The organism is Streptomyces coelicoflavus, from assembly GCF_003112555.1.
GTDB lineage: Bacteria > Actinomycetota > Actinomycetes > Streptomycetales > Streptomycetaceae > Streptomyces > Streptomyces coelicoflavus.
The window spans coordinates 478965-500910 of the sequence record NZ_BEWB01000006.1 but is presented as its reverse complement, the minus strand read 5'-3'; the positions used below and the strand labels follow the sequence as shown (position 1 = coordinate 500910).

Sequence of the window (21946 nt, the reverse complement as noted above, 5' to 3'; positions counted from 1 at the left end):
TATCCGTTCCGACGCGGGTCCGGCGCGTCAAGGCCGGCACTTGGCACTGCCGCTCTGCGAGTCGATGTTCTGGATCTCCCAGACACCTTCACTGTTCTTCTTCAGTGACGCGTGGTAGATGACATAGCTCTTTGCAGTCACCTCGGTCCTTCTCACCTCGTTGGTCTCCAGGTACTTCACGTACGCCTTGCCTTGATCTTCGCAGTAGGTGAAGGAAGCAGTGCCGTCATCGTCGACCACCACTTCAGGAGCATAGAAGCGATAATTTCCCGTGATTCCCGCCTTTTGATCGACATAGTTCTGAATGAACTTCTGCGTGCCGGCGGCAGCCTCGCCCTCGTAGTAATAGAGATAGGCCCCGTCCAGTGCGTCCTGCTTGACGATCGCCGAGTCCACGGCCTTGATGGACTGCTCGGTGTCCCCGAGGACTGCGTCCTTGTCCTTGTCGCCGGTCTTGGGCCACTCGAACGTGTAGGAGAGGTCGGCGGGTAGTTCGATCTCGGGCCTACCGTCCTGCGAGGACTCGGACGCACTCGGTGCGGCCGACGGGGTGGTGCTGCTCGTGTCCGCCCCTGCACTCTTGTCGTTGGCGCCGGAGCTGTCTTCGCCTCCGCACGCCGACAGCGTCAGGGCCGCGGTGGCGGTCAGCGTGAACGCTGCGAGCAAGGCGGGACGGCGGCGAACCACTGGTAGCTCCTGGGTAGAACGAGGCAGTCCATGACGGCCTGTGCGAGTGGGAATTTCCTGCTGATGATCTCGCGAACCCGATGTCCGGTCACTCGCTTCATCAGCGGTTGACGGCTTGGATCTCCTGGACGACAACGTCTTGCTCCCCGCCGAAGTTGCCGTCGGGCAAGCGCTGCTCACCGGCCACGCCGGTGCCGGTCCAGTGGATCTTCCAGGTGACCGTCGCCTTCAGCTGGTAGGACCCGTCGCCCGACGACCGCAGATACTTGACGCCACACGGCGGCGTCTCGTCGGCCCTTCCCTGCTCATAGGGTTCACCGATCCTGCCGTTCACGACTTCGCACACCCCGGACGCCGGGTAGGGCTGCGCGTCCTCCGTACCCGGGTCGATCCTCACCGACACCGGCTCCGCCGTGGTCGTCGCCTCAACCCCCAGCATCGGCACGGAAGCCGTCACCGACACCGAGCTGAAGTCCGTCGCGTCCAGCCACGCCCATGTCGGAAGGTTCACCTTCGTCGCTCCCTCAGGCCTCAGCTCCACCTCCGTGGTGGGGACGCGGATCTCCGCGTAGGCAAGCTGGGCAAGGACCTCCGGCGTTATCGCCTGCGGGATGTCCGCCGGCGGGTCGTCCCCCGTGTCCACCCAGAAGGTGTCTTCCTTGCAATCCAGCGCGCCCGGGTCGCCTTCCCGCCCTGGCGTGACGTAGGAGTCCCACCAGTACCCTTCGCCGGCCTTCTCCTTGTTGAAGTCCTTGTACGGGTGCCCGTTCACGTATTTGTCGCGCTGCTCGCCATCCCACTGGTAACCCGTCGACTCGGCCTCCCAGACGGGCTCCTTGACCTTCCGCAATTGCTCCGGGGTGTACTTCGGTGCGTAGTAACAAGCAGGCGGTGTCCAGTTCGTCGCAGCGGCCACAGGGCCCACGGACGTTCCCGAGCCGTTCTTGGAACGCTCGAAGACGACGGCACCGGCGGTCGCCGAGACGGTACCGCTCCCGTCGGACTCACCGTGCGCCTCCGTACTGGGCGACTGGGCACCCCCACCGATTTTGTTGTCGGCCACAGCGGGACCAGTCGTCCCCGTGACGACAGCGGCGATCACGGCTGTCACGGCTGTCACGGCCAGGACGCGCGTGAGGGAAGTCAGGGCTGGCATTTGTCACTCCCCCTCTGGGACAGCATCTTCTGCACGACCCAGACACCCTTGTCGTTCTTACTCATCTGGGTGTTGTACAGCACGTAGCTGTTCTTGGTCACGGGCGTTTTGTTGATCTTCTTTGGCTTCAGATACATGTCATAGGCTTTGCCCTGGTCTTCGCAGTACACGAGCGAGGCACTGTCTTCCCCACGGATGTTGACCGTCGCGTCGTAGAAGCGGTAGGCCCCCGTCACTCGCGCGTTCTCTTTGACGTACGCCTGGATGAACTCCTGTGTACTGGCCGCAGCTTCGCCCTCGTAGTAGTAGAGGTATGCCTTGTCGAGGGGGTCCTGGTTGACGATCGCCAGGTCCACGGCCTTGACGGACTGCTCGCCGTCGGTGAGAACGGCGTCCTTGTCCTTGTCCCCCGTCTTGGGCCAGTCGAAGGTGTAGGAGAGATCGGCGGGCAGTTCAATCTTCGGCCGACCGGGCTCCGGCGACTTGGACGCAACCGGTGATTCCGTCGGAGTGGAGCTGCCGGTGGCCGCTCCGGCGATCTCGTCTTTCCCCTCCCCGGGGCTGTCGTCGCTGCCGCACGCGGACAGCGTCAGGGCCGCGGTGGCGGTCAGCGTGAGCGCTGCGAGCAAGGTGGAACGGCGGCGAATCACTGTCAGCTCCTGGGTGGGACGAGGCTTCTCCGTGGCGAGGCAACGCTATCCACCGGGGTTGAGGGACACCAGAGTGACTGCCAACCTGCGCGACACCCTCACGCCGGCGGGCACTGGGCCGCCCCTCTCGTGGAGGTGATCTGAGATGTCTGCCAGACGCCGTCGGCATTCCTGTCGAGTTTGGTGTTGTACCGGACGTAGCTGTCCTTGGTGACGGGCGTCCTGGCGACCTTGCCGGTCTCCGTGTCCTTGCTGAATCCCTTGCTCTCATCCGCACAGAACGTGAGGACGGCGGAGGACTTGCCCTCGAGCGTGACCTTCCGGTCGAAGTAGCGGACCTGACCGGTCACAGTGGCGTTGGCCTTCTCGAACTGCCCGACCCACGACACCGCCGCTTCCAGGGCCTTGCCCGTGTTGTAGAAGCCGAGTGCCTTTCCCTCAGCGTCCGTCCCTGCGATAGCAGCGTCGACCGCACGCATGCGCTCCGCATTGTCGGTGAGAACAGCGTCCTTCACCGGGTCTCCGGTCGCAGCGCTCTCGAAGATCAGCTGCAGGTCTGCCGGAAGCTCCACTTGCGGTCGGCCGACTGCACCCTCGGACGAGGGGGACACGCTCGACGACTTCGACGATTCGCTGCCCGTGTCCGCCGCCGTGCTCTCGCCCTTCCCCTTGGCGGGGTTGTCGCCGTTTCCGCACGCGGACAGCGTCAGGGCTGCGGTGGCGATCAGCGTGAGCGCTGCGAGCAGGGTGGGGCGGCGGCGCATCACTGTCGGCTCCTGGGTGAGAGGGGACTTGTCCTTCGGCGAAGCAACGGTATCCACCGGCTCGAGCGAGGCCGAGCGGCTCTCTGGCCCGTGTCGGGTCTGCTCCAGGACGGATACCTTCAGCGCGTAAGCGGACTTGGTGGGCACGGGTGAAGGGCACGGAAACAGGCATGGGACGGCGGCGCCGGCGGGACGGTGTAGGGACACTGATCGTGGAGCAGGGGCACGGCGGGACCGTCTGCGTTCCGCTGCAGATCGCGGGTTCCTACCGCGCCCGTACCAAGGGACTGCTGGGGCGCGACTCGATCGAGGGGGCGATGCTCCTGACGCCCGCCAACAGTGTGCACACGTTCGGGATGCGGATGCCCATCGACGTCGCCTACCTCGACCGTCGGCTCAAGATCATCGCCGTACGCACGATGCGTCCCGGCAGGCTGGGGCTCCCCCGGATGCGTGCTCGGCACGTGCTGGAGGCGGAGGCCGGGGCCATGAACAGGTGGGGTGTTCAGGTGGGGACGCGCATCATGGTGGAGAACGAGTAGGGGCCAGCCGCGCGACATCGATCGGGGCGCGGCTCATGTTCCCTCTAAAGGTTGTCCCGTAAGCCCACGAGGCTGAGCGTCATGCTGCGTCAGGTTCGGTGCCGATGGCGCCGGCCGAGCGAAGGGAACGCCCGAGGTCTCCGGTGAGAATGCGCGGGTGTCGCCGCCACCACCACAGGTCGGGGCCTGGCATCCAGTGGAACTGGTCAAGTGCTTGGCCGTCGTCGTCGACGGTCGCGGTCCTGTACCGGTCGTCCAGATCTTTGATCCGCGGAGTCCAGAGCTGGACGACGTGTTCGTCCAGCAGGAGCCATGCCTCGTGCAGCCAGTTCCGGCAGTAGAGGTCGTTGGTGTACTCGTAGATGTCGTCGCCGTAGCCGCGCTCGACGGCGCTCACCAGGGCGGCCCACGCGTTCACCCTTTCAGTGACCGTGAACGCCGTTCGCCAGCCGCGCTGGTGCAACAGCTCCCCCACCTCGGTCTCCGTAGCCACGGGTGGAGGATCTCACGCGGAAGCCGTCCGGGCGATCGAGATACCGTCCCGCCAGAGGCTGCTGGCCTTGAAGTTTGATCAAGGTGAGACGATCTCGCCGTGGCTGGTGTGATCACGGCGTCGGAACCCTCCTGGATAGCCCCGTTCACCGGACTGAGCCCACGACAGTTCACGGAAGTTGTGACCGCGTTGCGGCGCGAGGGCGCCGACCCGGCGAGCAGAGGCCGGCCCTGGGGCATGCCGCTGGAAGACAGATTCCTGCTGGTGGCCGCGTACTGGCGGACGAACCTCACCCTGCGGCAGTTGGCCCCGTTGTTCGGAGTCTCCAAATCCGCCGCGGACCGGATCATCGCCCACCTCGGGCCATTGCTCGCACTGCGGCCTCGCACGAGGTTACGGAAGGACACGGTGCTGATCGTCGACGGCGCCCTGGTCCCCACCCGGGACCACACGGTCGCCGAGCAGTCGAAGAACTACAGGTACTCCACCAACCACCAAGTCGTCATCGATGCCGACACCCATCTGGTCGTCGCCGTCGGCCGGCCGGTCCCGGGAAACCACAACGACTGCAAGGCATGGGAGCTGTCCCAAGCGAAGGACGCCGTCGGCCGGACCACTGTGATCGCTGACGGCGACTACCGGGCGCTGGCCTGATCATCCCTCACCGCCATGACGCCGGTCGGGCCGAACTACCAAGCTGGAAAGAGGAACACAACGCCTCTCACCGCAAGGTCAGGGCCCGCGTCGAGCACGCCTTCGCCCGGATGAAGAGCTGGAAGATCCTCCGCGACTGCCGCTTGAAGGGCAACGGCGTTCACCACGCCATGCTCGGCATCGCCCGCCTCCACAACGTCACCATCACCGGCTGAACCGAGCAGGCAGGTTAGCAAGCACGACCGTGATCAATTACGGGACAACTCTTAGGCGCTGGCCGCGTTGGGTTAGCTCTGTCCGGCGGCACGCTCCTACTCGTGCGGGACTTCCTCGACCACGGTCTCACCGAAGCGCCATGACCCGCGGTTGCCGAACGCCTCCGCTCGCAAACCCACCTCCCACGCAATGCGAGCAGCTCGCTGCTGCGAGATATCCGGATAATGCTCCGGAGGAACCTTGATGTAGCCGCGCCTGTCGGCGGGATACGTACGCAATGCCTCACGGAGCTTTTGCTCTTGTTCCTGGACCGTGGTGTGGTTGCGGGTGACGACTTTGTAGGCCTTACGCACACCGGCTGATGGTTTGCCGTCGTCCCGGCGTTTCGCGGCATCAGACCCTCGCCACGTCATCCAACCCACGGAGCCGAGTGCCGCCAGGGCAAGCGCCGCAGCACCCAGTACTTCAGCGGTTACGTCCACCTGCCCCGGAGTCTGGGGACGCAATTCACCTTTTGGGTCCTCAAGCACCGTGAGCACCTGGCCAACGTCGTACAAGTCAGACGTCGTTTCCATCTCGGAACCCGAAACCCGGGTGCCGTCTTGCCGTTCGAGCACGTAATGGGAGTGACGCCCCTTGCGTCCCTGGGCCGGGTCGAGCCATTCCTTCACAACCGTGGCTTTGACCTCGTGTCCACGCTGTTGAAGAACAAGGTCGCTACGCACCACCCCCATGACGTACACGGACATCGCCGAAGTGACCACGATGAACAGAGCCGCATACAGACTCGACTCGGTGGCCCCCAGCTTCTCGATGAGTACGACGAGAATTACTCCGTGCACAATCCACAGAGGGACCAGCAGAACAAGTCCCACATCATCCGCGAGCAGGAACATGCCCGCGACAGCGGCGAGCACGTAACAACACATGCCTAGCGCCAACGGTATGGGGTACCGCGTACGGCTCACCAGTGCATCGTTCTCCGCGCCGGCGCTCATACTTCGCCCTCCGCCCTTCCTCCTGCCACTTGATCAACGGCCCTCGTAGTGCTCGCCTCATCCGGCGAGACTGACTTCATGATGCCGCTGAGCAAGTCAAGGTACTCGGGCCAATGCTCGACATCTTCGGTCATGAACATGAAAATTGCAGACCCTGGGCCAGTACGCAACGGCACACAGAACTGCACCTGCCGCACAGTGGCAGGTATGGGATCGTCCAGGCCGAAGAGCACACCAGGGATCTGCATCCCCTGATCACGTACGCAGAGTGCTGCGATGCCGTAAGGCAGCATGACCAGTCCGACCTCGGCGTCCGGATACAAGTCGCGCCACTGGAGGGCGGTACGCCTCGCGGACCCTTGCCGGTCCTGGCTCTGCGGACCGATATCCGGTCTCTCGATGAACACACAGAGCGTGCCCTGGGAAAGCTTGTCACCGGGCATTCGCAGCAAACAGCTTGATACGTGTTCGGCACCTGCCGCGATCAGCGTCTGCAGAATGTACTCGCCCGAGACGACGAGGCTGAGCTTCTGTTCTTGAGTTGCGCTGGTGAAGAGCAGGTCGGCCGCGTCCGCCATCCTCAGGGAACGAGACTCAGGGTCCTCGTCGAGATCGAACTGTAGGAACCCGGGCGGCAGGTCGAACCACAAGTCGGGGGCTTCGGCGGGGGACCCAGTCATCGTGCGACTTGTCGTGTCGATGTGCACCATCAGTCCGTCAACTCCCACGCGCCCAAACCGATAGTGCTGCCGACAGCTACCAGGCCGCCGAACTTTCCACCGCCGGCGCCCGTGGCAACGTTTGCCACACCGGTCCCCCATGTGGCGACGTCATACCGGCCAGTGCTCGTCGCATATGCGTTCACGGCAGTCGGCGCCGTCCACGCGAGCTGTGCAGCCGCCTGGATACCTTCGGTGGCGGTCAGGGCGGCACCGCGCGAGACCCCCAGCTTGCTGGCGGCGGCCATCACAGGCTTGTCGATCACCATGGCTACCGGGTCGGCCTCCTTCGCCAGTCTCCTCGTCGCGGAGACGGCTGTCTTGATCCCGACCCGACTGCCCTTGGCAACACCTCCAGCAGCTCGTGCTGCCTTGTACCCAGCTTTGATTCCTCCGAAGCCCGGCACCATGCCGAGTGCGTCGCCACCCAGTGTGAGCCAGTTGCCAATGTTCTCTCCCGTGGGTGGAAACAGTCCGTCCACCCCATAGGACGCTGCATGAGCGAAAAAGGCCACCGCACTCAGGCCAACCGCCAGAGGAGCAAGCACCGGACAGAAGATGGCGATGACACCGATGACCGAGGCAGCGACGGTGATCCAGTCCGCGTGGCTCTTGATCCAGTCACCGATGTCGGAAAGCAGTTCGCCCACCTGGCCGGGGAGATCGGCTATCGCCTCGCCGAGATCCGCGATGGCGTCACCGAGCTTGTCCCACATGCCGGGTTCGTTCGGAGCGATGTTCATGGCGCTCTTCAGCCGGTCGGATATCTCCTTGCCGTACTCCTGATAGTTGCCGGCCATGCTGCGGCCCCGGCGGCGGAACTCTTCAAGCTCGAGTTCCTTGGCGTCCACCGCGCGGTCGGCCTCCTTCACTCTGCCCTTGTGGCCCTGGGTGTTCTTCTTGTCGTCGTCGGCGCCCTTGAGCTTGTCGGCCTTGGAGTTCGCCTTGCCCAACTGCTCTTGGACTTCGGCCGCCTGCGCCTCCAGTCGTACGGCTGCCGCCTGCTTGACCTCCATGTACGCTGCCCAGTCCTCCAGAACGGTGGCAGCGTCGGAGAACGAGTCGCGTGCGTCATCCATCCGGGGACGGAACTCGTCGTCGAACTTCTCCCGGAAGGCCTCTGCCGCCTTCCCTTTCCAGTCCCCAACGCCAGTGCCGTGCAGGACCTCGGATATTTCGACGAGGGCCTTCGCCGTCCTGCGAACTGTCTTGGCCACGTCGTCGGCCATCGTCTGGTCACCCGGGCAGGGCACAAACCCAAGGGCCGGGAATCTCTCCAGTTTCGTCGCGGTCATGACTACTTAGCGCTCCTCTTGCCCTGCCCTCTATTCGCCTCGGCGAGTTCGTCATCGAGCTTTTCGAAGGACTCTTTGACTGTGAGCAGTGCTTTGGAAGCCTTCTCGGAGAATTTTGTGAGTTGCTTGATTCCGTACGACCACTCGTCGCCGAAGTCGTCCATGCGACGGGCGAGCTCAGGGACCCCCATGGAGCTGCCGCTGACCTCTTTCATTTCCCGTCCCGGCTTCTTCATCAGTTCGGCTATGTGATCGAGGTTGCCTCTCACGCGGTTCAGTACCTCATAGTCAGCGGTCAGATCGCTCACATTCCCCCGGTTCCCTTCCCACGGCATGCTGGTCGTTCGACGCCCAAGAGCCGGCTCTCCGAGATCGATGCTTTGGGTCGCTTCGATCCGCCCTCTCCTGACCCCGACCAGGGCAAGTCGTCGCTTCACTGAGCCGCAAGGCAGGTCGGCAGCAACGGCGTCTCGTCAAACACAGCAAAGCTATCCAGAAGACGCATGCGAACACCAGTCGGACTGCGGTTCTCCAGTCACAGAGACACCCTGTTGCCGGGGTCACCCCTCGGCAGGCGTGCAGCTCTTCCGACGAGGTACTTCGCGCACCATCAACACCGCCGCCGCGGGCCTTTCCCCGTTGTGGATCCCTCAGGGCGAGACGATGCGGAGCAGTGCCGGGCCGTCCGCGCTGGTCGTCGCCTGGATCACCACGGCGTCGGGCTGTGGGCTCGGGCGGGTGGGGGCGAGGGGGCCGCAGGAGTTGCCGCTGCCGTGTGCGCGGAGGTATGTGAGGCAGCCTTGGCCCGGGCCGGTCGCGCCGCCCTTGGAGCGGTTGTTGCCCGCCTTCACCTCGTACTCGATCTTGTTCGGGCCGACCTCGGTCACCGACAACGTTGCCCGGCCGCTGCCGCCCGGGCCCGGGAAGTGGAGGGTCACGGGCTTGGTCACCGTGATCTCGCAGTCGGCGTCGGAGCACGCGCTGACGTCCGTGCCGTCCGCTGCGGAGGGGGACGGTGGCCCGGGTGCGGGGTGGTGGGACGTCGTGGGCCGGGTCCGGGGCGCAGGGGGTTCGGCGTTCGGTTCGTGGGTGGTGCTGCATGCGGCCGTGGTGAGTGCCGTCAATACCGCGAGGGTCGTCAGGCCGGCGCGGGGGCGCGTGCGCTTGCTCATGTGGGTCAGGGCTCCGTGCGGGGGAAGGAGACCTCGACCCTGCGGTTCTTCTTGCGGCCTGCCTCCGTCGAGTTGTCGGCGATGGGGTACTGCTCGCCGTAGCCGCGGACCTCGTAGGTGATGCCGGCGTCGTTGAGGGACTGGGACAGGACGTCGTGCACGGCGTTGGCGCGGCGCTTGGAGAGGACGTCGCCGTGGGCGGAGGAGCCGAGGTTGTCGGTGAAGCCGAAGACACGGACCCGTGTGGCGTTCTGGGTTCTGATCTCGTCGGCGATGCCCCTGATGCGGGACTTCGCCTCGGCGCCGAGCTTCGAGCTGTCCTTGCCGAACAGGACCTCGGCCTGGAGCGCGAGGGTCACGCTCGTGTTGGTGTCCTCACGGCGTTCGTCGCCGCTCTGCTCCTCGACCACCGACTTGATGTCCAGCACCTTCGCCTGCGCGAGCGTGGCGCCGTCGGGGAGCTTGAGGTCGGGGTCGTTGGGGTCGACCTCCACGGGGGCGGAGGCGGAGGGTTCGGTGCCCGGGGGGTCGTTGGGGTCGTCTTCGGCGTGGGCGGTGGTGGTGCCGTAGACGGTGGTGGCGAGCATGAGCGTGACTGCGGCCAGCAGGCGCGGGGGTGAGGTCATGGTGTGCCTCACCCGGTGATTGAGATGGTCGCGCTGGCGAAGGTGGGCAGTTGGAAGGTCACCTTTGTGGTGTCTTCGGGAGGTGCCGGGAACTGCATGAAGACTGGAATGGATGCGCCGGGCTTGATTCTGGGCATGTTCGTTGTGGTCAGGGGCCGACCGTCCGTGTCGCGCAGAACGTAATAGCGTTTCTTCTTCACGGAATCGATAAGCGTCGCTCCGCCCAATGACGAGCCATGCCGGATGATCTCTGTCTCGTCGCCCGCTGTCCGTACGGAGACGCGCGCGGGATCGTCACCATCGTTCTTCATCTCACCACTTACGGTTACGAATCCCCCAACGTCTCTCGTGGCAGAGGTGAGCTTGAGCATGAGCCCATCCTCTCCCTTGACCTCGGCCAAGGGCTCGTCCGAACCCTCCTGAACGCTGGGATCAGAGCCCGTCTCCTTGGAGACAGATGCCGAGGCTTCCGCCGATTTCCCGTCTCCGCCCTCGTCCCCGCTGCAACCGACCACACTCAGGGCGAGGCCGGCGACGACAGTCACCGCGACCATCCCCTTGCGGGCTTTGGTGGTGAACCGAGTGTTCATGCCCCCTGCTTCCCTCTTCCTCGTCGCTCGATTGTCAGTCGGCCAGATGAACGTCAAACAGCTCATCTGCCGTTGGAAGGTCAATCGGGTTCTCCGGGTCAAGGATCCAGCGCTCGTCCCCGCACGCAAGTTCCGGTAGATCTTCAGCCCCTGGATCGTCGGCAGGCAGCTCAAATGTGCACCGACTCTCGACCTCAGCAGTCGCGGAGGCCCGCGATCGTTTGTCTTCTGTGCCAGGCACTATGGAGTTCCCCACGGGCTTAACCGTCTCGACTTCTACCGTGAAGCCGAGCAACCCTTCCGTAGTGCAGCTCAGCACACGTGCGTCGTTGCGTGAGGCAAATTGCTCGGCACGCCAACATGACGGACCCAGACCAGCAACGTCACCTTCGAAAATACGCTGCCACTCGGCGGGGTCCGGAACGTCTTCGATCCACTTGTCTGCGAGCTGGTCGCGAGTGTCTTGTGCCGCCGCGAGAGCAGCAGAGTCGGCGGCGGTCTGAGCGCCGTTTCGGTTCACCGAAGCCTGACCGACCGCGAAGTACGCCAACGCGAGAAAGAGCAGGCCTCCCACTACAGTGATGTAGATGGGAAAGGCCTGTCCCGCGTCCCGGCACTCGCGGCTGCGCATCAGCCGTTGATCACCTCGTCGACCTTGTCGACGATGGCGTCGTAAATCGTCTGCCCGATGTCCGTCCCCGTGATCGCCAGGACGATCGCCACCACCACCGCGATGATCCCCAGGTACTCCACCGCCGTCTGCCCCCCGTCCCTGCGGCGGTCGGCGGTGTGGGTGTGCAGGTATGCGGCGGCGGTGTGGAGCCAGTTGGTCATGGTGTTCCCCTCCAGGGTGGGCGACGTCGCGTTCCTGTTGCGGAACGCACGGTTGGGCGGCGGTGATCTGCTGGCTGGTCGTGCCGGACGTCATGGCGTCCACGATCTCCACCTCCCTTGCGCTCGGTTGGGACGTCGGCCTGTCGGGAGTACCAGGCGACGACTGTCCCACAGTTGATTGCAAGTGCGAAAGGCATTGCGGCGAAGTGGGGCGAGTGTGTCGGCGGAGGACGGTAGTTGACGTCTTCTGTTCATGTGCAGTCGCACTCCCCTACTCGCCCGTGATCGTGCCGAAGTCCGTCCCCGAGCCCAGGATCAGACCCGCGCCGAGGAGGATCATCGTGGCCGGGACCATGAACGTCGTGATCATCAGCGTGGCCTTGGGGACCGCACGCGCGGCCTTGCGGCGGGCGTTCTGGGCGTCGGTGCGGCGCATGTCCTTGGCCAGGGAGACCAGGGTCTCGACGATGGGGGCGCCCAGCTCCTCGCCCTGTTGCAGTGCCGTCACGAACATCGCCACCTGTTCGGAGTCGTTGCGCCGGCGCAGCTCCGTGAAGGCTTCGCGGCGGCTCATGCCGAGGTCCATCTGGCGGAGGGTGATGCGCAGTTCGTCGGCCCATGGGCCCTCGTAGCGCGTCGATACGCGGTCCAGTGCCTGGCGGAAGCCCAGGCCCGCGCTGACCACGACCGCGAGGACGTCCAGGAAGTCGGGCAGCGTCCGCTCGATGACGTCCCTGCGGATGCGGATCGCCGACCAGATGCCCACCTCGGTCCAGAACGCGCCGAAGGCGAGGAGGAGCAGCGCCACCAGGTACTGGCCGCGGAGGAGGAAGACCAGGAAGCCCAGGGCGCCCAGGAAGCCGTAGACCGCGCGTCGGGCGGCGTAGCGGTCGATGGTGAGGCCGCCGGGGTTGCCGGCCAGGTCGATCCTGCGGCGGTACCTGGCGACCAGGGCCGGGCCCATGAGGCGCAGTACGGCGGGGGCGTAGCGCATGCCCAGGCGGTCGATGAGGGAGTGCGCCGCGCCGGTGCGGGTGGCGCCGACCTCCAGGGCGAGGGCCAGGTCCTCGGGGAGTTTCGCCTCCGCCCGGTACATGCGGATGCCGGCGAAGACGCCCCAGACGGCCAGTGCCATGAGGAGGGCGAGGAGGAATCCCGGCAGTGCGAGGCCCATGTCGTCTCTTCCCTCCTCTCAGACGTCGATGCGGGACATGCGGCGGATGAGGACGAAGCCGACGGCGTACAGCGCGAAGGCGGTGATGACCGCGGCCTGGCCGGCCGGGGAGCCCGTCATGCGTTCCAGGGCACCGTCCTTCACCCCGTTCATCAGGAGCAACGAGCCGATGCCCAGGACGGGGACGGCGTACGACGTCATCGTGACCTGGGAGAGCTGGGTGCGGACCTCGCGCCGGGTCTCCTTGCGTTCCTCCAGGGTCTCCGTGAGGTTGCGCAGGGCGCTGACGACCTGGCCACCCGCTCGGTTGGACAGGACGAGGGTCGTGACCAGGACGACGAGCTCGCGGGAGGGGAGGCGGCCGGCGAGTTCGCCGAGGGCGTCGTCCATGGAGGCGCCGACCGCCAGTTGGTCGGCCACCTTGCCGAGTTCCTCGCCGGCCGGGGCCTCCAGTTCCTCCGCGGCCATGCCGATGGCGGTGCGCAGGGCGAGCCCGGCCTGGGTGGCGTTGGCGAGGATGCGGGCGAGTTCGGGGAGCTGGTTGATGAACCTCTCGATGCGTTTCTGGCGTTGCCAGTTGAGGAACTGGACCGCTGCTCCGATGCCGAGGAGGCCCGCCAGCGGGCCGAAGAAGGGGGCCAGGGCGGCCTGGCCGATCAGCCACAGGCCCGCGACCGTCGCCAGCATGTACGCGAAGAACTCGCCCGGGGTCACGTCCAGGCCGGTGGCCGACAGGCGCCGTTCCAGGTTCCGGCCGAGCTTGGTGCGGCGCAGGCGGCGGTCCAGGCCCGGAAAGCGGCGCCGTCGTCCCGGCGCCGAGGTCTGGCCGGCCGCGGTGAGGCGGTCGACCAGGGCCGCGCGCTGGGCCTTCCCGGCGGCGTACGAGTGCAGGCCGACGACCGCCAGGACGCAGGTCAGCAGGGTGATGCCGGTGGTAAGCGTGACGAGCGTGTCGAGTTCCGGTTCCATCGGGCGGTCCTACCTGGCTTCTCGGGTGGTGAGCTGGTCCGGTGTGTGGGCCACGCCGAAGACCTGCGGGACGGGCTGGCCCGCCATGTAGAGGCGTTCGGCGGTGCGGTGCGGGAGCGGGTGGTACTCGTACGCGCCGAGGACGCGGCCGTCGGGGGTCATCGGGCGGGCGTGGAAGCGGACGGCCGTGGCCAGGCGGTACGGCTCGCCGCCGTGACTGGCCAGCAGTGCGATCTCGGTGATGCGGCGGGCGCCGTCGGCGAAGCGGGTGAGCTGGATGAGGACGTCGACGGAGCTGTTGATCTGGTCGTGGAGCGCCACGAAGGGGATTTCCACGTCGGACATCGAGGCCAGCGTCTGCAGGCGCATCAGGGCGTCCTCGGCGCTGTTGGCGTGGACGGTGGCCAGCGAGCCGTCGTGGCCCGTGGACATGGCCTGGAGCATGTCCAGGGACTCGCCGCCGCGCACCTCGCCGACGACGATGCGGTCGGGGCGCATGCGCAGCGAGTTGCGGACCAGGTCGCGGATGGTCACCCGGCCCTGGCCCTCGACGTTGGGCGGGCGGGACTCGAGGCGGATCACGTGGGCCTGCTGGAGTTGCAGTTCCGCCGAGTCCTCGATGGTGATGATGCGGTCCGACTCCGGGATGAGGCCGGAGAGGGCGTTGAGGAGGGTGGTCTTCCCGGTGCCCGTCGCGCCCGAGACGATGATGTTGAAGCGGGCCTGCACGAGGCCCGCGAGCAGGTAGAGCATGTTCTCGTCGAGCGAGCCGAGGCCGATCAGCTCGTGGAGGGTGAAGGAGCGCGGGAAGCGGCGGATGGTGAGGGTCGCGCCGGTGAGGGAGAGCGGCGGGATGATGACGTTGACGCGCTCACCGGAGGGGAGGCGGGCGTCGACCATCGGGTTCGACTCGTCCACGCGGCGGTTGACCGTCGAGACGATGCGCTCGATGGTCTGCATCAACTGGTCGTGGGAGGCGAAGCGGAGGGGGAGCTGCTCGACGCGGCCGGCGCGCTCCACGAAGATCGCGTCGGGGCCGTTGACCATGATCTCCGTGATCGAGGCGTCCTCGAGGAGCGGTTCGAGGATGCCGAGGCCGAGGGCCTCGTCGACGACCCGGCGGATCAGCTGGGAGCGTTCCACCGTCGAGAGGACCGGGCCCTCGCGGCTGATGATGTGCCCGAGGACGCGCTCCAGGCGGGCCCGGCGCTCGGCCGTCGCAAGCGCGCTCATCTCGGCGAGGTCGATCTCCTCCAGCAGTTTGGCCCGGTAGGAGGCGACCAGGTGTCCGTCCTCGCCCCGGCTGCCGTGCTCCTCGGGGGAGTGGATGCGTGCGCGCAGGCTCATGCGTCCTCGGCTCCTCGGTCAGTGGTCCAACGGCATGGTGGCCGTCTTGCGGGCCGGGTCGAAGTCCCAGCCAGGCACGATCGACGGGATCTCGACGGTGGCGGTGACCGTCACCTCGTCCGCGCCGAACGAGGGCGAGCACGTCGTGCCCCCGGCCAGCCGTCCGCTGACGGCCGCCGCACACGCCGCGTCCGCGCTCTCCCGGAGCGAGGCACTGCGCGCCCCCGCCCGGGCCGCCGTACCGGCCTGCTGGGCGGTGTACGCGATGAGGCCGAGCTGGACGACCGCCATGCCGACGAGGACCAGGATCGGGAGGAAGCCGAGGTACTCGATGGCCACCTGGCCCCGGTCCCTGGCGCGCCCCTTCGGGGAGTACGGCATCTCAGTCGTCCTCCTCTTCCACGGCCCCCGCGTGTCCGTGCACGGTGAACGGGACGCTGAGGGTGCCCGGGAAGAGGATGGGGACCTCGATGCGCACGTCGGCGGTGACGTAACCGCCCGCGGTGCCGCAGGTCACCTCGGCGCCTCCCTCCCAGGAGCCCGGCAGCTTGTCCAGGCCCGCCTCCCGGCACGCGCCGTCCCGTGCCCCGCGCTCGGCCGCCGTCGCCGCCCGTACCGCCTCGTCCGCAGCATTCCCCGCGAGCGTGTACGTGTATCCCACGAGCACGAGCTGCCACAGCACCACCAGCGTCGCGACGATCACCGGGGTCATGCCGAGGAACTCGATGGTGACCTGGCCGCCGTCCCCGTCCCGGATCGGTCTCCGGGCGCGTAACGCGTTCACCCCGCGCCCTCCTTCCGGCGCCGGAAGCCGGTCGCGCCCCGGTCGCCGCGCAGGCGCCCGTGGCCCTTCCGGCCGCTCTCGGGCACGCCGGCCAGGCCGAGTTCTCCCGCGAGCGCCCACAGGGCCTGCTTCACGGTGCTCTTGGCGTCCAACTCGTGGACGCGGCCCGCGTCCACGGCGCCCTGGAGTTCCTTGAAGTTGGCCGGGACGGTGGTGGCGGCGATGGCCGTGCCGGTGATCCGCCGGATCAGCGGGGGCTGGATCTCCGTGCCCCGCGTGTGCCGGTTGACGACGACGGTCGTCTCCTCCGCCTTGCGGATCTGGAGCCGGTCCCACATCCGCACCGCCCGCTTGGCGCCCCGTACGGCGACCACGTCCGGGGTGGTGACCAGCAGCGCCGTGTCGGCCGTCTCCACGGCGGCCGCGCCGGCCCCGCCGAGCTGGGCGCCGCAGTCGATGACGACGACGTCGTAGCGGGAGCGCAGGGCGCCGACGATCTGGCGGGCGGCGCGGTCGGTGACCTCTTCGCCGCGTTCGCCGTCGCCGGGGGCGAGCAGCAGGGCCAGGCCGCTGTCGTGGCGGAAGACGGCGTCGGCCAGGACGCGCGGGGAGAGGTCGGTGATGGCGGCGAGGTCGGCCACGGAGCGGCGGAACTGGACGTCCAGGTAGGAGGCGACGTCGCCGGTCTGGAGGTCCATGTCGAGCAGGGCGGTGGAGCGGCCGGACGCCTGGGCGGCCAGGGCCAGTTGGATGGCGGTGAGCGTGGCGCCGACGCCGCCCTTGGCGCCGCTGACGGTGACGACGGTGCCGCCGGTCCCGGTGAACACGTCGACGGCGCTGCCGAGATGCCGGCGTACGCCCAACGACCACTGGGCCACCGCCTGGACGCGGCTGGCGAGTTCCTCGTAGCCGAGCGGCAGGGCGACCAGGCCGCGGGCGCCGTAGTCCATGGCGGCCTGGAAGAGGCCGGGGCCGGGATCGGAGGTGACGAGGATGACGCCGACGGCCGGGAAGCGGAGGGCGACCTCGCGGATCAGCTCCAGGGCCGGGACCGGGCCGATGCGCTCGTGGACGACGACGACCTCGGGCAGTTCGTCCACCGACTCGGCGGCGAGACGGGCGAGGGTGTCGACGAGCTGGGTGGAGTCGGTGACCGGCGCGACCGGTTCGGCGTCCGGCAGCTGGCCGAGCAGCGACGTGAGGGACCGTACGGCGTCCGGGTCGCCGACTGCCGGGAGGATCCTCGTGGCCATACGGTTCTCACTTGTCCTTCGCGAGTTCGTACGTCCGGTCCTTGTCGGGGACCGTGGTGTCGCCGCCGGGGGCCACCAGCGCGAGCCGGACGCGCCGCGCGAACGACTCGGCGTAGGTGATGCGCTGGGCGTCGATGGTGGACAGGGCGAAGGTGATGGGTACGGCGTCGGTGGGCTCGCGGTCGCGGCTCTCCTCGTCGGGCTTCAGCGAGGTGAGTTCGCCGACGTCGATGACCTTGGCGTTGGTCACGATGATCTTGGACTGGTCGGGGTCGCCCTCGCGCTGCCCCTCGAAGGTGGCGTACACGTTGACGCTGGAGCCCGGGGTGATCTTGCCGGCGACGCCGGTCGCCGCGTCGATCATGATGGCGACCTCCTGCTGCCCGGGCCGCAGGGCGGGCGTGTCGACGATCATGTCGGTCTGGAGCAGCGAGCCTGCCTTCAGTTTGGTCACGGCTATCTTGCCGCGGACCTGGGACAGGTCGGTGACGGCGTTCTCGGACAGCCAGCGCTCGGGCATCTCGATCTTCTCGAACTGCGCCGCGCCGAGCTCCGTGTAGGGCTCGATGTCGGACTTCAGCCGGTACGCGGTCACCTCGGGGCCGACCTTGGACTTCACGTCGTTGACGACGGACAGCACGCCGGCGAACGCGCCGAGGGCGCAGAGGACCGACAGGATCAGCAGGATGACGCCGCGGCGCTGACGGGAGTTCATGGACCGGTGCAACCTCATTGGGGGGTGGTCGAGTGTCCCGACGGACGGAGGACGGACGGAGGACGGAGGGGCGGACGGGCGGGGCTGACGGGCGGGGACTGACGGGTGTGGCGGTACCGACCTACCCAGTCAGCGCGCGTCTCTCACGACGACGGCCGAGGGCGGGGTCACGGCGGTGCCCCAGCGCACGGTCCCGGCCGCCCGCTCCGCCGCCTCCGCCGCCGTCGTCGTAGACCGGCGGGGTCGCGGAGCAGAACACGCAGCGGTCGCCGATGACGTCGATGCCGCACCAGTGGCAGGCGTCCTGCCGTACGGACGTGACCAGTTGGTAGAGGACCGAGAGGTCGGGGAGGTAGGCGCAGAACTCGGTCAGCCGCCCCGTCCCCCACCAGCCGGAGGACTCCGCGGGCAGCGCCGTCTCCCGCAGCCCCTGCACCTGCCAGGCCGGAGCGAGGGTGCCGGTGACCCAGTCGGACGGGAGCTGCCCCTTGGCGACCAGCAGCGAGGTGCCGAACTCGGGGCCGGAGAGGGTGGCTTCGGGGCCGATCCGCACCAGCTGCGGCTCGGGGTGGGCCACGACGCCGAACTGGCTGCCGGGCACCCAGGACCTGGCGTGCGCCTTGAGGTCCACCGGGACGCGGTCGAGCCGGGCGACGGAGCCGAGCAGGGCGCCGGCGTGGATGTAGTGGGTGAGCAGGCGGCCGGCGGAGGCGAGGACGCCGGGGCCGAGGTCGCAGGAGGCCAGCTGGCGCAACTGGCGTGCCAGTACGGCGATGCCGAGCGGCGGGAGGGGCGGCCGGAAAAGGGCGATGCGGTCGGTCTCCAGGAGGGCGCGGACGGTGTGCAGCCGTCGTTCCACGCCGGCCGGGACGGCCTCGGAGCACACCACGATCACGTGTCCGCACTGGTCGACCAGCGTCTGCAGCTCGGCCAGGACGTGATCCAGGGGGCGCCGGTCGACGTCCTGGAGGACGGCCGCGGGCAGCGTCCGTTCGTCCTGCGGCGGCAGTGCCATGTCGGCACTGGTCACGGCAATGGCAGTTGGCACGCGCGGCTCCCCGTCTCCCATGCCCGTCGGTCCACCGGTGTTACTCCGGCACACCCGGATGACTTCACTGCGTGACTACCTGAGCACTGTATCCACGCGTCTGTGACCGGAGAACAGCGTTTCTGTAGCTGTGGAACAACTTGTGTTGCACAAGATGCGTCAAAGCGGGGCAGGTTGAGCATTTTCGAGGGCGGACCGACCGCCGAGGTCCGACCGCACACCCGGTCCACGCTTGGTCCGCACTCGGTCCGAGCCCCGGCCCGCACTCGGTCCGCACTCGGTCCGCGCCCGACCCGCACTTGGTCCGTACCTACCTCTTGACACCCTCAATTGGTCTGGACCACCTTGTACTTCAGCGGTGGCCACCGTCCCCCATCCCGCCCCACCCCACCCCCGGAGGCAGCAGTGGACCCCGTACGCAGACGGCGCGGAAGACGTCTCGGCTCCTTGACGGGCGCCGTCACCGCCGCCCTGGCCCTCGCGTTCACGGCCGTCGGCCCGGCGTCGGCCGCCGACGTCAACAACGCCAAGAACGCCGGCTTCGAGTCCGGTCTGAGCAACTGGACCTGCTCGGCGAACAGCGGCACCACCGTCGCCTCCCCGGCGCACGCGGGCTCCGCCGCGCTGAAGGCCACCCCGGCGGGGCAGGACAACGCGCGCTGTTCGCAGAGCGTCGCGGTCAAGCCCAACTCGACGTACACGCTGAGCGCGTGGGTGCAGGGCGGCTACTCCTATCTCGGTGTGACGGGCACCGGGACGACGGACGTGTCGACCTGGACCCCGGACTCGGCCTCCTGGAAGCAGCTGAAGACCACCTTCTCCACCGGCTCCTCGACGGCCTCCGTGACGGTGTACACGCACGGCTGGTACGGGCAGTCGGCGTACTACGTCGACGACCTGTCCGTCTTCGGCCCGGACGGCGGCGGTGGCGGCGACGACGGCGACCCCGACCCCACGGTCCCCTCGGCGCCGGCCGGCCTGAGCGTCTCCGGTACGACCCCGAACTCCGCCTCGCTCGCCTGGAACACGGTCTCCGGCGCCACCGGCTACAACATCTACCGCGACGGCACGAAGGTGACCGCGGTGACCGGCACGTCGGCGACGGTGACCGGCCTCGCGGCCTCGACGTCGTACTCGTTCCAGGTCACGGCGACGAACGCGGCCGGTGAGTCGGCCAGGTCGGCGGCGGTCACGGCCCGCACCACGGCGCCGGACGACGGGGGCGGCAACGGCGGCGACCTGCCCAAGCACGCGGTGACCGGCTACTGGCAGAACTTCAACAACGGGGCGACGGTCCAGAAGATCTCCGACGTGCCGGCCGCGTACGACATCATCGCGGTGGCCTTCGCCGACGCGACCACGACGCCGGGCGCCGTGACCTTCAACCTCGACTCGGCCGGGCTCGGCGGCTACACGGTCGACCAGTTCAAGGCGGACGTGCGGGCCAAGCAGGCCGCGGGCAAGAAGGTCATCATCTCGGTGGGCGGCGAGAAGGGCACCGTCTCGGTGAACAGCGCCTCCTCCGCGGCGAACTTCGCCGACTCCGTGTACTCGGTCATGCAGGAGTACGGCTTCGACGGCGTCGACATCGACCTGGAGAACGGGATCAACCCGACCTACATGACCCAGGCCCTGCGCAGCCTGTCGGGCAAGGCCGGTCCGGACATGATCCTCACCATGGCCCCGCAGACCATCGACATGCAGTCGACGCAGGGCGGCTACTTCGAGACCGCGCTGAACGTGAAGGACATCCTCACGGTCGTCAACATGCAGTACTACAACAGCGGCACGATGCTGGGCTGCGACGGCAAGGTGTACGCCCAGGGCACGGTCGACTTCCTCACCGCCCTGGCCTGCATCCAGCTCGAGGGCGGCCTCGCCCCGTCCCAGGTGGGCCTCGGACTGCCGGCCTCCACCCGCGCGGCGGGCGGCGGCTACGTCTCCCCGTCGGTGGTCAACGCCGCCCTGGACTGCCTCACCAAGGCGACCAACTGCGGCTCCTTCAAGCCGTCGCGGACCTACCCCGACCTGCGGGGTGCGATGACCTGGTCCACCAACTGGGACGCCACGGCGGGCAACGCGTGGTCGAGCTCGGTGGGGGCGCACGTGGACGCGATGCCGTAACCCACGACCGGCAGGCTCCCCCGCCCGCGAAGGTCCGGGCGGGGGTGCCTGTCTGCGGCCGCCTCCGCTCGAGGCCGGCCCCCGGCGTCCACCGCCGCGCGAGGCTCAGCCGCCCCTCTCCATGGTGTCGCCCGGCAGGAATCTCTGGCGCAGCCAGAGACTGAGCAGCACCGTCCCGCCCACCAGCAGCGGAACCGGGTCCCGTGCGGTGGGGGCCAATACGTGTCCCAGCGCCATGACCGTACAGACGGCCAGGGGCACGAACGCCGCCGCACCCTCCATCCCCCACCGCAGCGTCGGCCGGGCCGTACCCAGGACGTCGGCCCCGCCGGGCAGCCACGGGCCGACGGCGATCACCAGCAGGCCCACGGTCTTGCAACCGGCGACCAACTGAGCGGCGTCCACGTCGAGTCGGTGCGGGCCGACCGTCCACAGGTGCATGGTGTCGCCGAGCACCATGAGGGACAGTCCGGCGACCCCCGCCCACACCGTGGCCCTCCGGTCACTGCGCACGCGGCGGCACAGGGCCAGCAGGAAGCTGAGGAAGACCAGTTCGGCGGCCCACAGGAACCCCACCATCCCCTCCCCCAGCCGCCAGCCGCCGCCGGTCCCGCGCAGCAGTACCCAGCCCGCCATGAACGCGGCTCCCGCCGCGACGAGCCCGTCGAGCACCCTCCGCAACAGCACCGGTCTCCCGGCGCCCGTGTCGGCCGCGATCACCAGACCGGCCGCCGCCAGGCCCACCGCGAGCGGTGCTCCGACGGCCACCACCGGCTCCAGCAGCGGTCGTTGGTCCGCCCCGGCATCCGACGGGTGCGTCGACAGCGCGCCGGCCAGCAGCCGGTACACGCCCCCCGCCACCGCCGAACCCGCCAGCATCAGCAGTCGCGTACGCACCCGTCCGCCGGCCCACCGCGCGCGCAGCGCCAGCGAGACCGCCAGCAGGCAGCACCCGACGGACGGCCCGAAGGACACCGTCCGCGCCATCGCGCTCCCCAACCCCGACATCAGGTGAGCCTTTCGCCGGTCCTGCTCCCAAGAGTCCCCTTGCGGCCCGCATATGCCATCACCGAACGTAGAAGACGGACCATCCGCCGTGACCCGAGCCACCGGCCCGTTCACCCATATCGCGTACG

Annotated in this window: 25 protein-coding genes and 1 pseudogene; 3 read left to right on the top strand and 23 right to left on the bottom strand. The window is 68.0% G+C overall.

Going from position 1 to position 21946, the window contains the following annotated elements; translation table 11 throughout:
* Positions 1-27: 27 nt before the first annotated feature.
* The 4 genes from Sco07f_RS17230 to Sco07f_RS17215 all read right to left on the bottom strand — a co-directional run bounded on the left by Sco07f_RS17230 (position 28) and on the right by Sco07f_RS17215 (position 3257).
* Entirely contained in the window at positions 28-687 is a 660-nt protein-coding gene (locus Sco07f_RS17230; RefSeq protein ID WP_108988311.1) for a hypothetical protein, read from the bottom strand.
* A gap of 100 nt (positions 688-787) precedes the next feature.
* Positions 788-1843, bottom strand: coding sequence for a hypothetical protein (locus Sco07f_RS17225; protein WP_108988310.1), 1056 nt, complete (start codon positions 1841-1843; stop codon positions 788-790).
* Positions 1831-2490 carry a hypothetical protein gene (locus tag Sco07f_RS17220; RefSeq protein ID WP_108988368.1) on the bottom strand — a complete coding sequence of 220 codons (660 nt, stop codon included), beginning with the start codon at positions 2488-2490 and terminating at the stop codon, positions 1831-1833. Before Sco07f_RS17220 ends, Sco07f_RS17225 begins: the two co-directional genes overlap by 13 nt.
* Positions 2491-2591: 101 nt before the next feature.
* A complete protein-coding gene (locus tag Sco07f_RS17215; protein WP_387918753.1) occupies positions 2592-3257 on the bottom strand; it encodes a hypothetical protein in 666 nt (221 codons plus the stop codon).
* Between the two features lie 170 nt (positions 3258-3427).
* Between Sco07f_RS17215 and Sco07f_RS17210 the strand changes: the two genes are divergently transcribed.
* Entirely contained in the window at positions 3428-3799 is a 372-nt protein-coding gene (locus Sco07f_RS17210; RefSeq protein ID WP_108988308.1) for a DUF192 domain-containing protein, read from the top strand.
* 79 nt (positions 3800-3878) lie between these two features.
* Here the strand turns inward: Sco07f_RS17210 and Sco07f_RS17205 are convergent, their stop codons facing one another.
* Positions 3879-4292, bottom strand: coding sequence for a hypothetical protein (locus tag Sco07f_RS17205; RefSeq protein WP_108988307.1), 414 nt, complete (start codon positions 4290-4292; stop codon positions 3879-3881).
* 99 nt (positions 4293-4391) lie between these two features.
* Between Sco07f_RS17205 and Sco07f_RS17200 the strand changes: the two are divergent.
* Positions 4392-5161, top strand: a pseudogene (locus tag Sco07f_RS17200) (transposase).
* 96 nt (positions 5162-5257) lie between these two features.
* Here the strand turns inward: Sco07f_RS17200 and Sco07f_RS17195 are convergent.
* The 17 genes from Sco07f_RS17195 to Sco07f_RS17115 all read right to left on the bottom strand — a co-directional run bounded on the left by Sco07f_RS17195 (position 5258) and on the right by Sco07f_RS17115 (position 18707).
* Positions 5258-6160 (bottom strand): hypothetical protein, encoded by a 903-nt coding sequence (locus tag Sco07f_RS17195; RefSeq protein WP_108988306.1) that lies wholly within the window; start codon positions 6158-6160, stop codon positions 5258-5260.
* Positions 6157-6870: a hypothetical protein gene (locus Sco07f_RS17190; protein WP_108988305.1), complete on the bottom strand. Its 714-nt coding sequence runs from the start codon at positions 6868-6870 to the stop codon at positions 6157-6159. Before Sco07f_RS17190 ends, Sco07f_RS17195 begins: the two co-directional genes overlap by 4 nt.
* Entirely contained in the window at positions 6870-8174 is a 1305-nt protein-coding gene (locus Sco07f_RS17185) for a putative T7SS-secreted protein (RefSeq protein ID WP_108988304.1), read from the bottom strand. Before Sco07f_RS17185 ends, Sco07f_RS17190 begins: the two co-directional genes overlap by 1 nt.
* 2 nt (positions 8175-8176) lie before the next feature.
* The gene (locus Sco07f_RS17180) at positions 8177-8482 is read right to left on the bottom strand and encodes a hypothetical protein (RefSeq protein WP_108988303.1); all 306 of its coding nucleotides are present in this window, start codon (positions 8480-8482) and stop codon (positions 8177-8179) included.
* A gap of 342 nt (positions 8483-8824) precedes the next feature.
* Positions 8825-9346: a hypothetical protein gene (locus Sco07f_RS17175; RefSeq protein ID WP_108988302.1), complete on the bottom strand. Its 522-nt coding sequence runs from the start codon at positions 9344-9346 to the stop codon at positions 8825-8827.
* A gap of 5 nt (positions 9347-9351) precedes the next feature.
* A complete protein-coding gene (locus tag Sco07f_RS17170; RefSeq protein ID WP_054099154.1) occupies positions 9352-9972 on the bottom strand; it encodes an OmpA family protein in 621 nt (206 codons plus the stop codon).
* Between the two features lie 8 nt (positions 9973-9980).
* The gene (locus Sco07f_RS17165) at positions 9981-10562 is read right to left on the bottom strand and encodes a hypothetical protein (RefSeq protein WP_007444389.1); all 582 of its coding nucleotides are present in this window, start codon (positions 10560-10562) and stop codon (positions 9981-9983) included.
* A gap of 34 nt (positions 10563-10596) precedes the next feature.
* Positions 10597-11193, bottom strand: a complete 597-nt coding sequence (locus tag Sco07f_RS17160; protein WP_042825077.1) for a pilus assembly protein TadG-related protein — start codon at positions 11191-11193, stop codon at positions 10597-10599.
* Complete coding sequence (locus Sco07f_RS17155) at positions 11193-11396, bottom strand: hypothetical protein (RefSeq protein ID WP_108988301.1); 204 nt, start codon at positions 11394-11396, stop codon at positions 11193-11195. Before Sco07f_RS17155 ends, Sco07f_RS17160 begins: the two co-directional genes overlap by 1 nt.
* A gap of 271 nt (positions 11397-11667) precedes the next feature.
* Complete coding sequence (locus Sco07f_RS17150; RefSeq protein ID WP_007444387.1) at positions 11668-12570, bottom strand: DUF5936 domain-containing protein; 903 nt, start codon at positions 12568-12570, stop codon at positions 11668-11670.
* An 18-nt stretch (positions 12571-12588) separates the two neighbouring features.
* A complete protein-coding gene (locus Sco07f_RS17145) occupies positions 12589-13539 on the bottom strand; it encodes a type II secretion system F family protein (protein WP_087789692.1) in 951 nt (316 codons plus the stop codon).
* 9 nt (positions 13540-13548) lie between these two features.
* The gene (locus tag Sco07f_RS17140) at positions 13549-14886 is read right to left on the bottom strand and encodes a TadA family conjugal transfer-associated ATPase (RefSeq protein ID WP_054099158.1); all 1338 of its coding nucleotides are present in this window, start codon (positions 14884-14886) and stop codon (positions 13549-13551) included.
* 18 nt (positions 14887-14904) lie between these two features.
* Positions 14905-15267: a TadE/TadG family type IV pilus assembly protein gene (locus Sco07f_RS17135; protein WP_007444383.1), complete on the bottom strand. Its 363-nt coding sequence runs from the start codon at positions 15265-15267 to the stop codon at positions 14905-14907.
* Position 15268: 1 nt separating this feature from the next.
* Complete coding sequence (locus Sco07f_RS17130) at positions 15269-15670, bottom strand: TadE/TadG family type IV pilus assembly protein (RefSeq protein WP_174855372.1); 402 nt, start codon at positions 15668-15670, stop codon at positions 15269-15271.
* Positions 15667-16923, bottom strand: a complete 1257-nt coding sequence (locus Sco07f_RS17125; RefSeq protein ID WP_108988300.1) for a CpaE/TadZ family protein — start codon at positions 16921-16923, stop codon at positions 15667-15669. Before Sco07f_RS17125 ends, Sco07f_RS17130 begins: the two co-directional genes overlap by 4 nt.
* A gap of 7 nt (positions 16924-16930) precedes the next feature.
* Complete coding sequence (cpaB, locus tag Sco07f_RS17120) at positions 16931-17638, bottom strand: Flp pilus assembly protein CpaB (RefSeq protein WP_007444382.1); 708 nt, start codon at positions 17636-17638, stop codon at positions 16931-16933.
* Between the two features lie 121 nt (positions 17639-17759).
* Complete coding sequence (locus Sco07f_RS17115) at positions 17760-18707, bottom strand: hypothetical protein (protein WP_108988299.1); 948 nt, start codon at positions 18705-18707, stop codon at positions 17760-17762.
* Positions 18708-19091: 384 nt separating this feature from the next.
* Between Sco07f_RS17115 and Sco07f_RS17110 the strand changes: the two genes are divergently transcribed.
* The gene (locus Sco07f_RS17110; RefSeq protein ID WP_108988298.1) at positions 19092-20810 is read left to right on the top strand and encodes a chitinase; all 1719 of its coding nucleotides are present in this window, start codon (positions 19092-19094) and stop codon (positions 20808-20810) included.
* A 105-nt stretch (positions 20811-20915) separates the two neighbouring features.
* On the opposite strand, the gene Sco07f_RS39755 is transcribed toward Sco07f_RS17110, so the two are convergent.
* Positions 20916-21818, bottom strand: a complete 903-nt coding sequence (locus tag Sco07f_RS39755) for a hypothetical protein (protein ID WP_159106954.1) — start codon at positions 21816-21818, stop codon at positions 20916-20918.
* Positions 21819-21946: the final 128 nt, after the last annotated feature.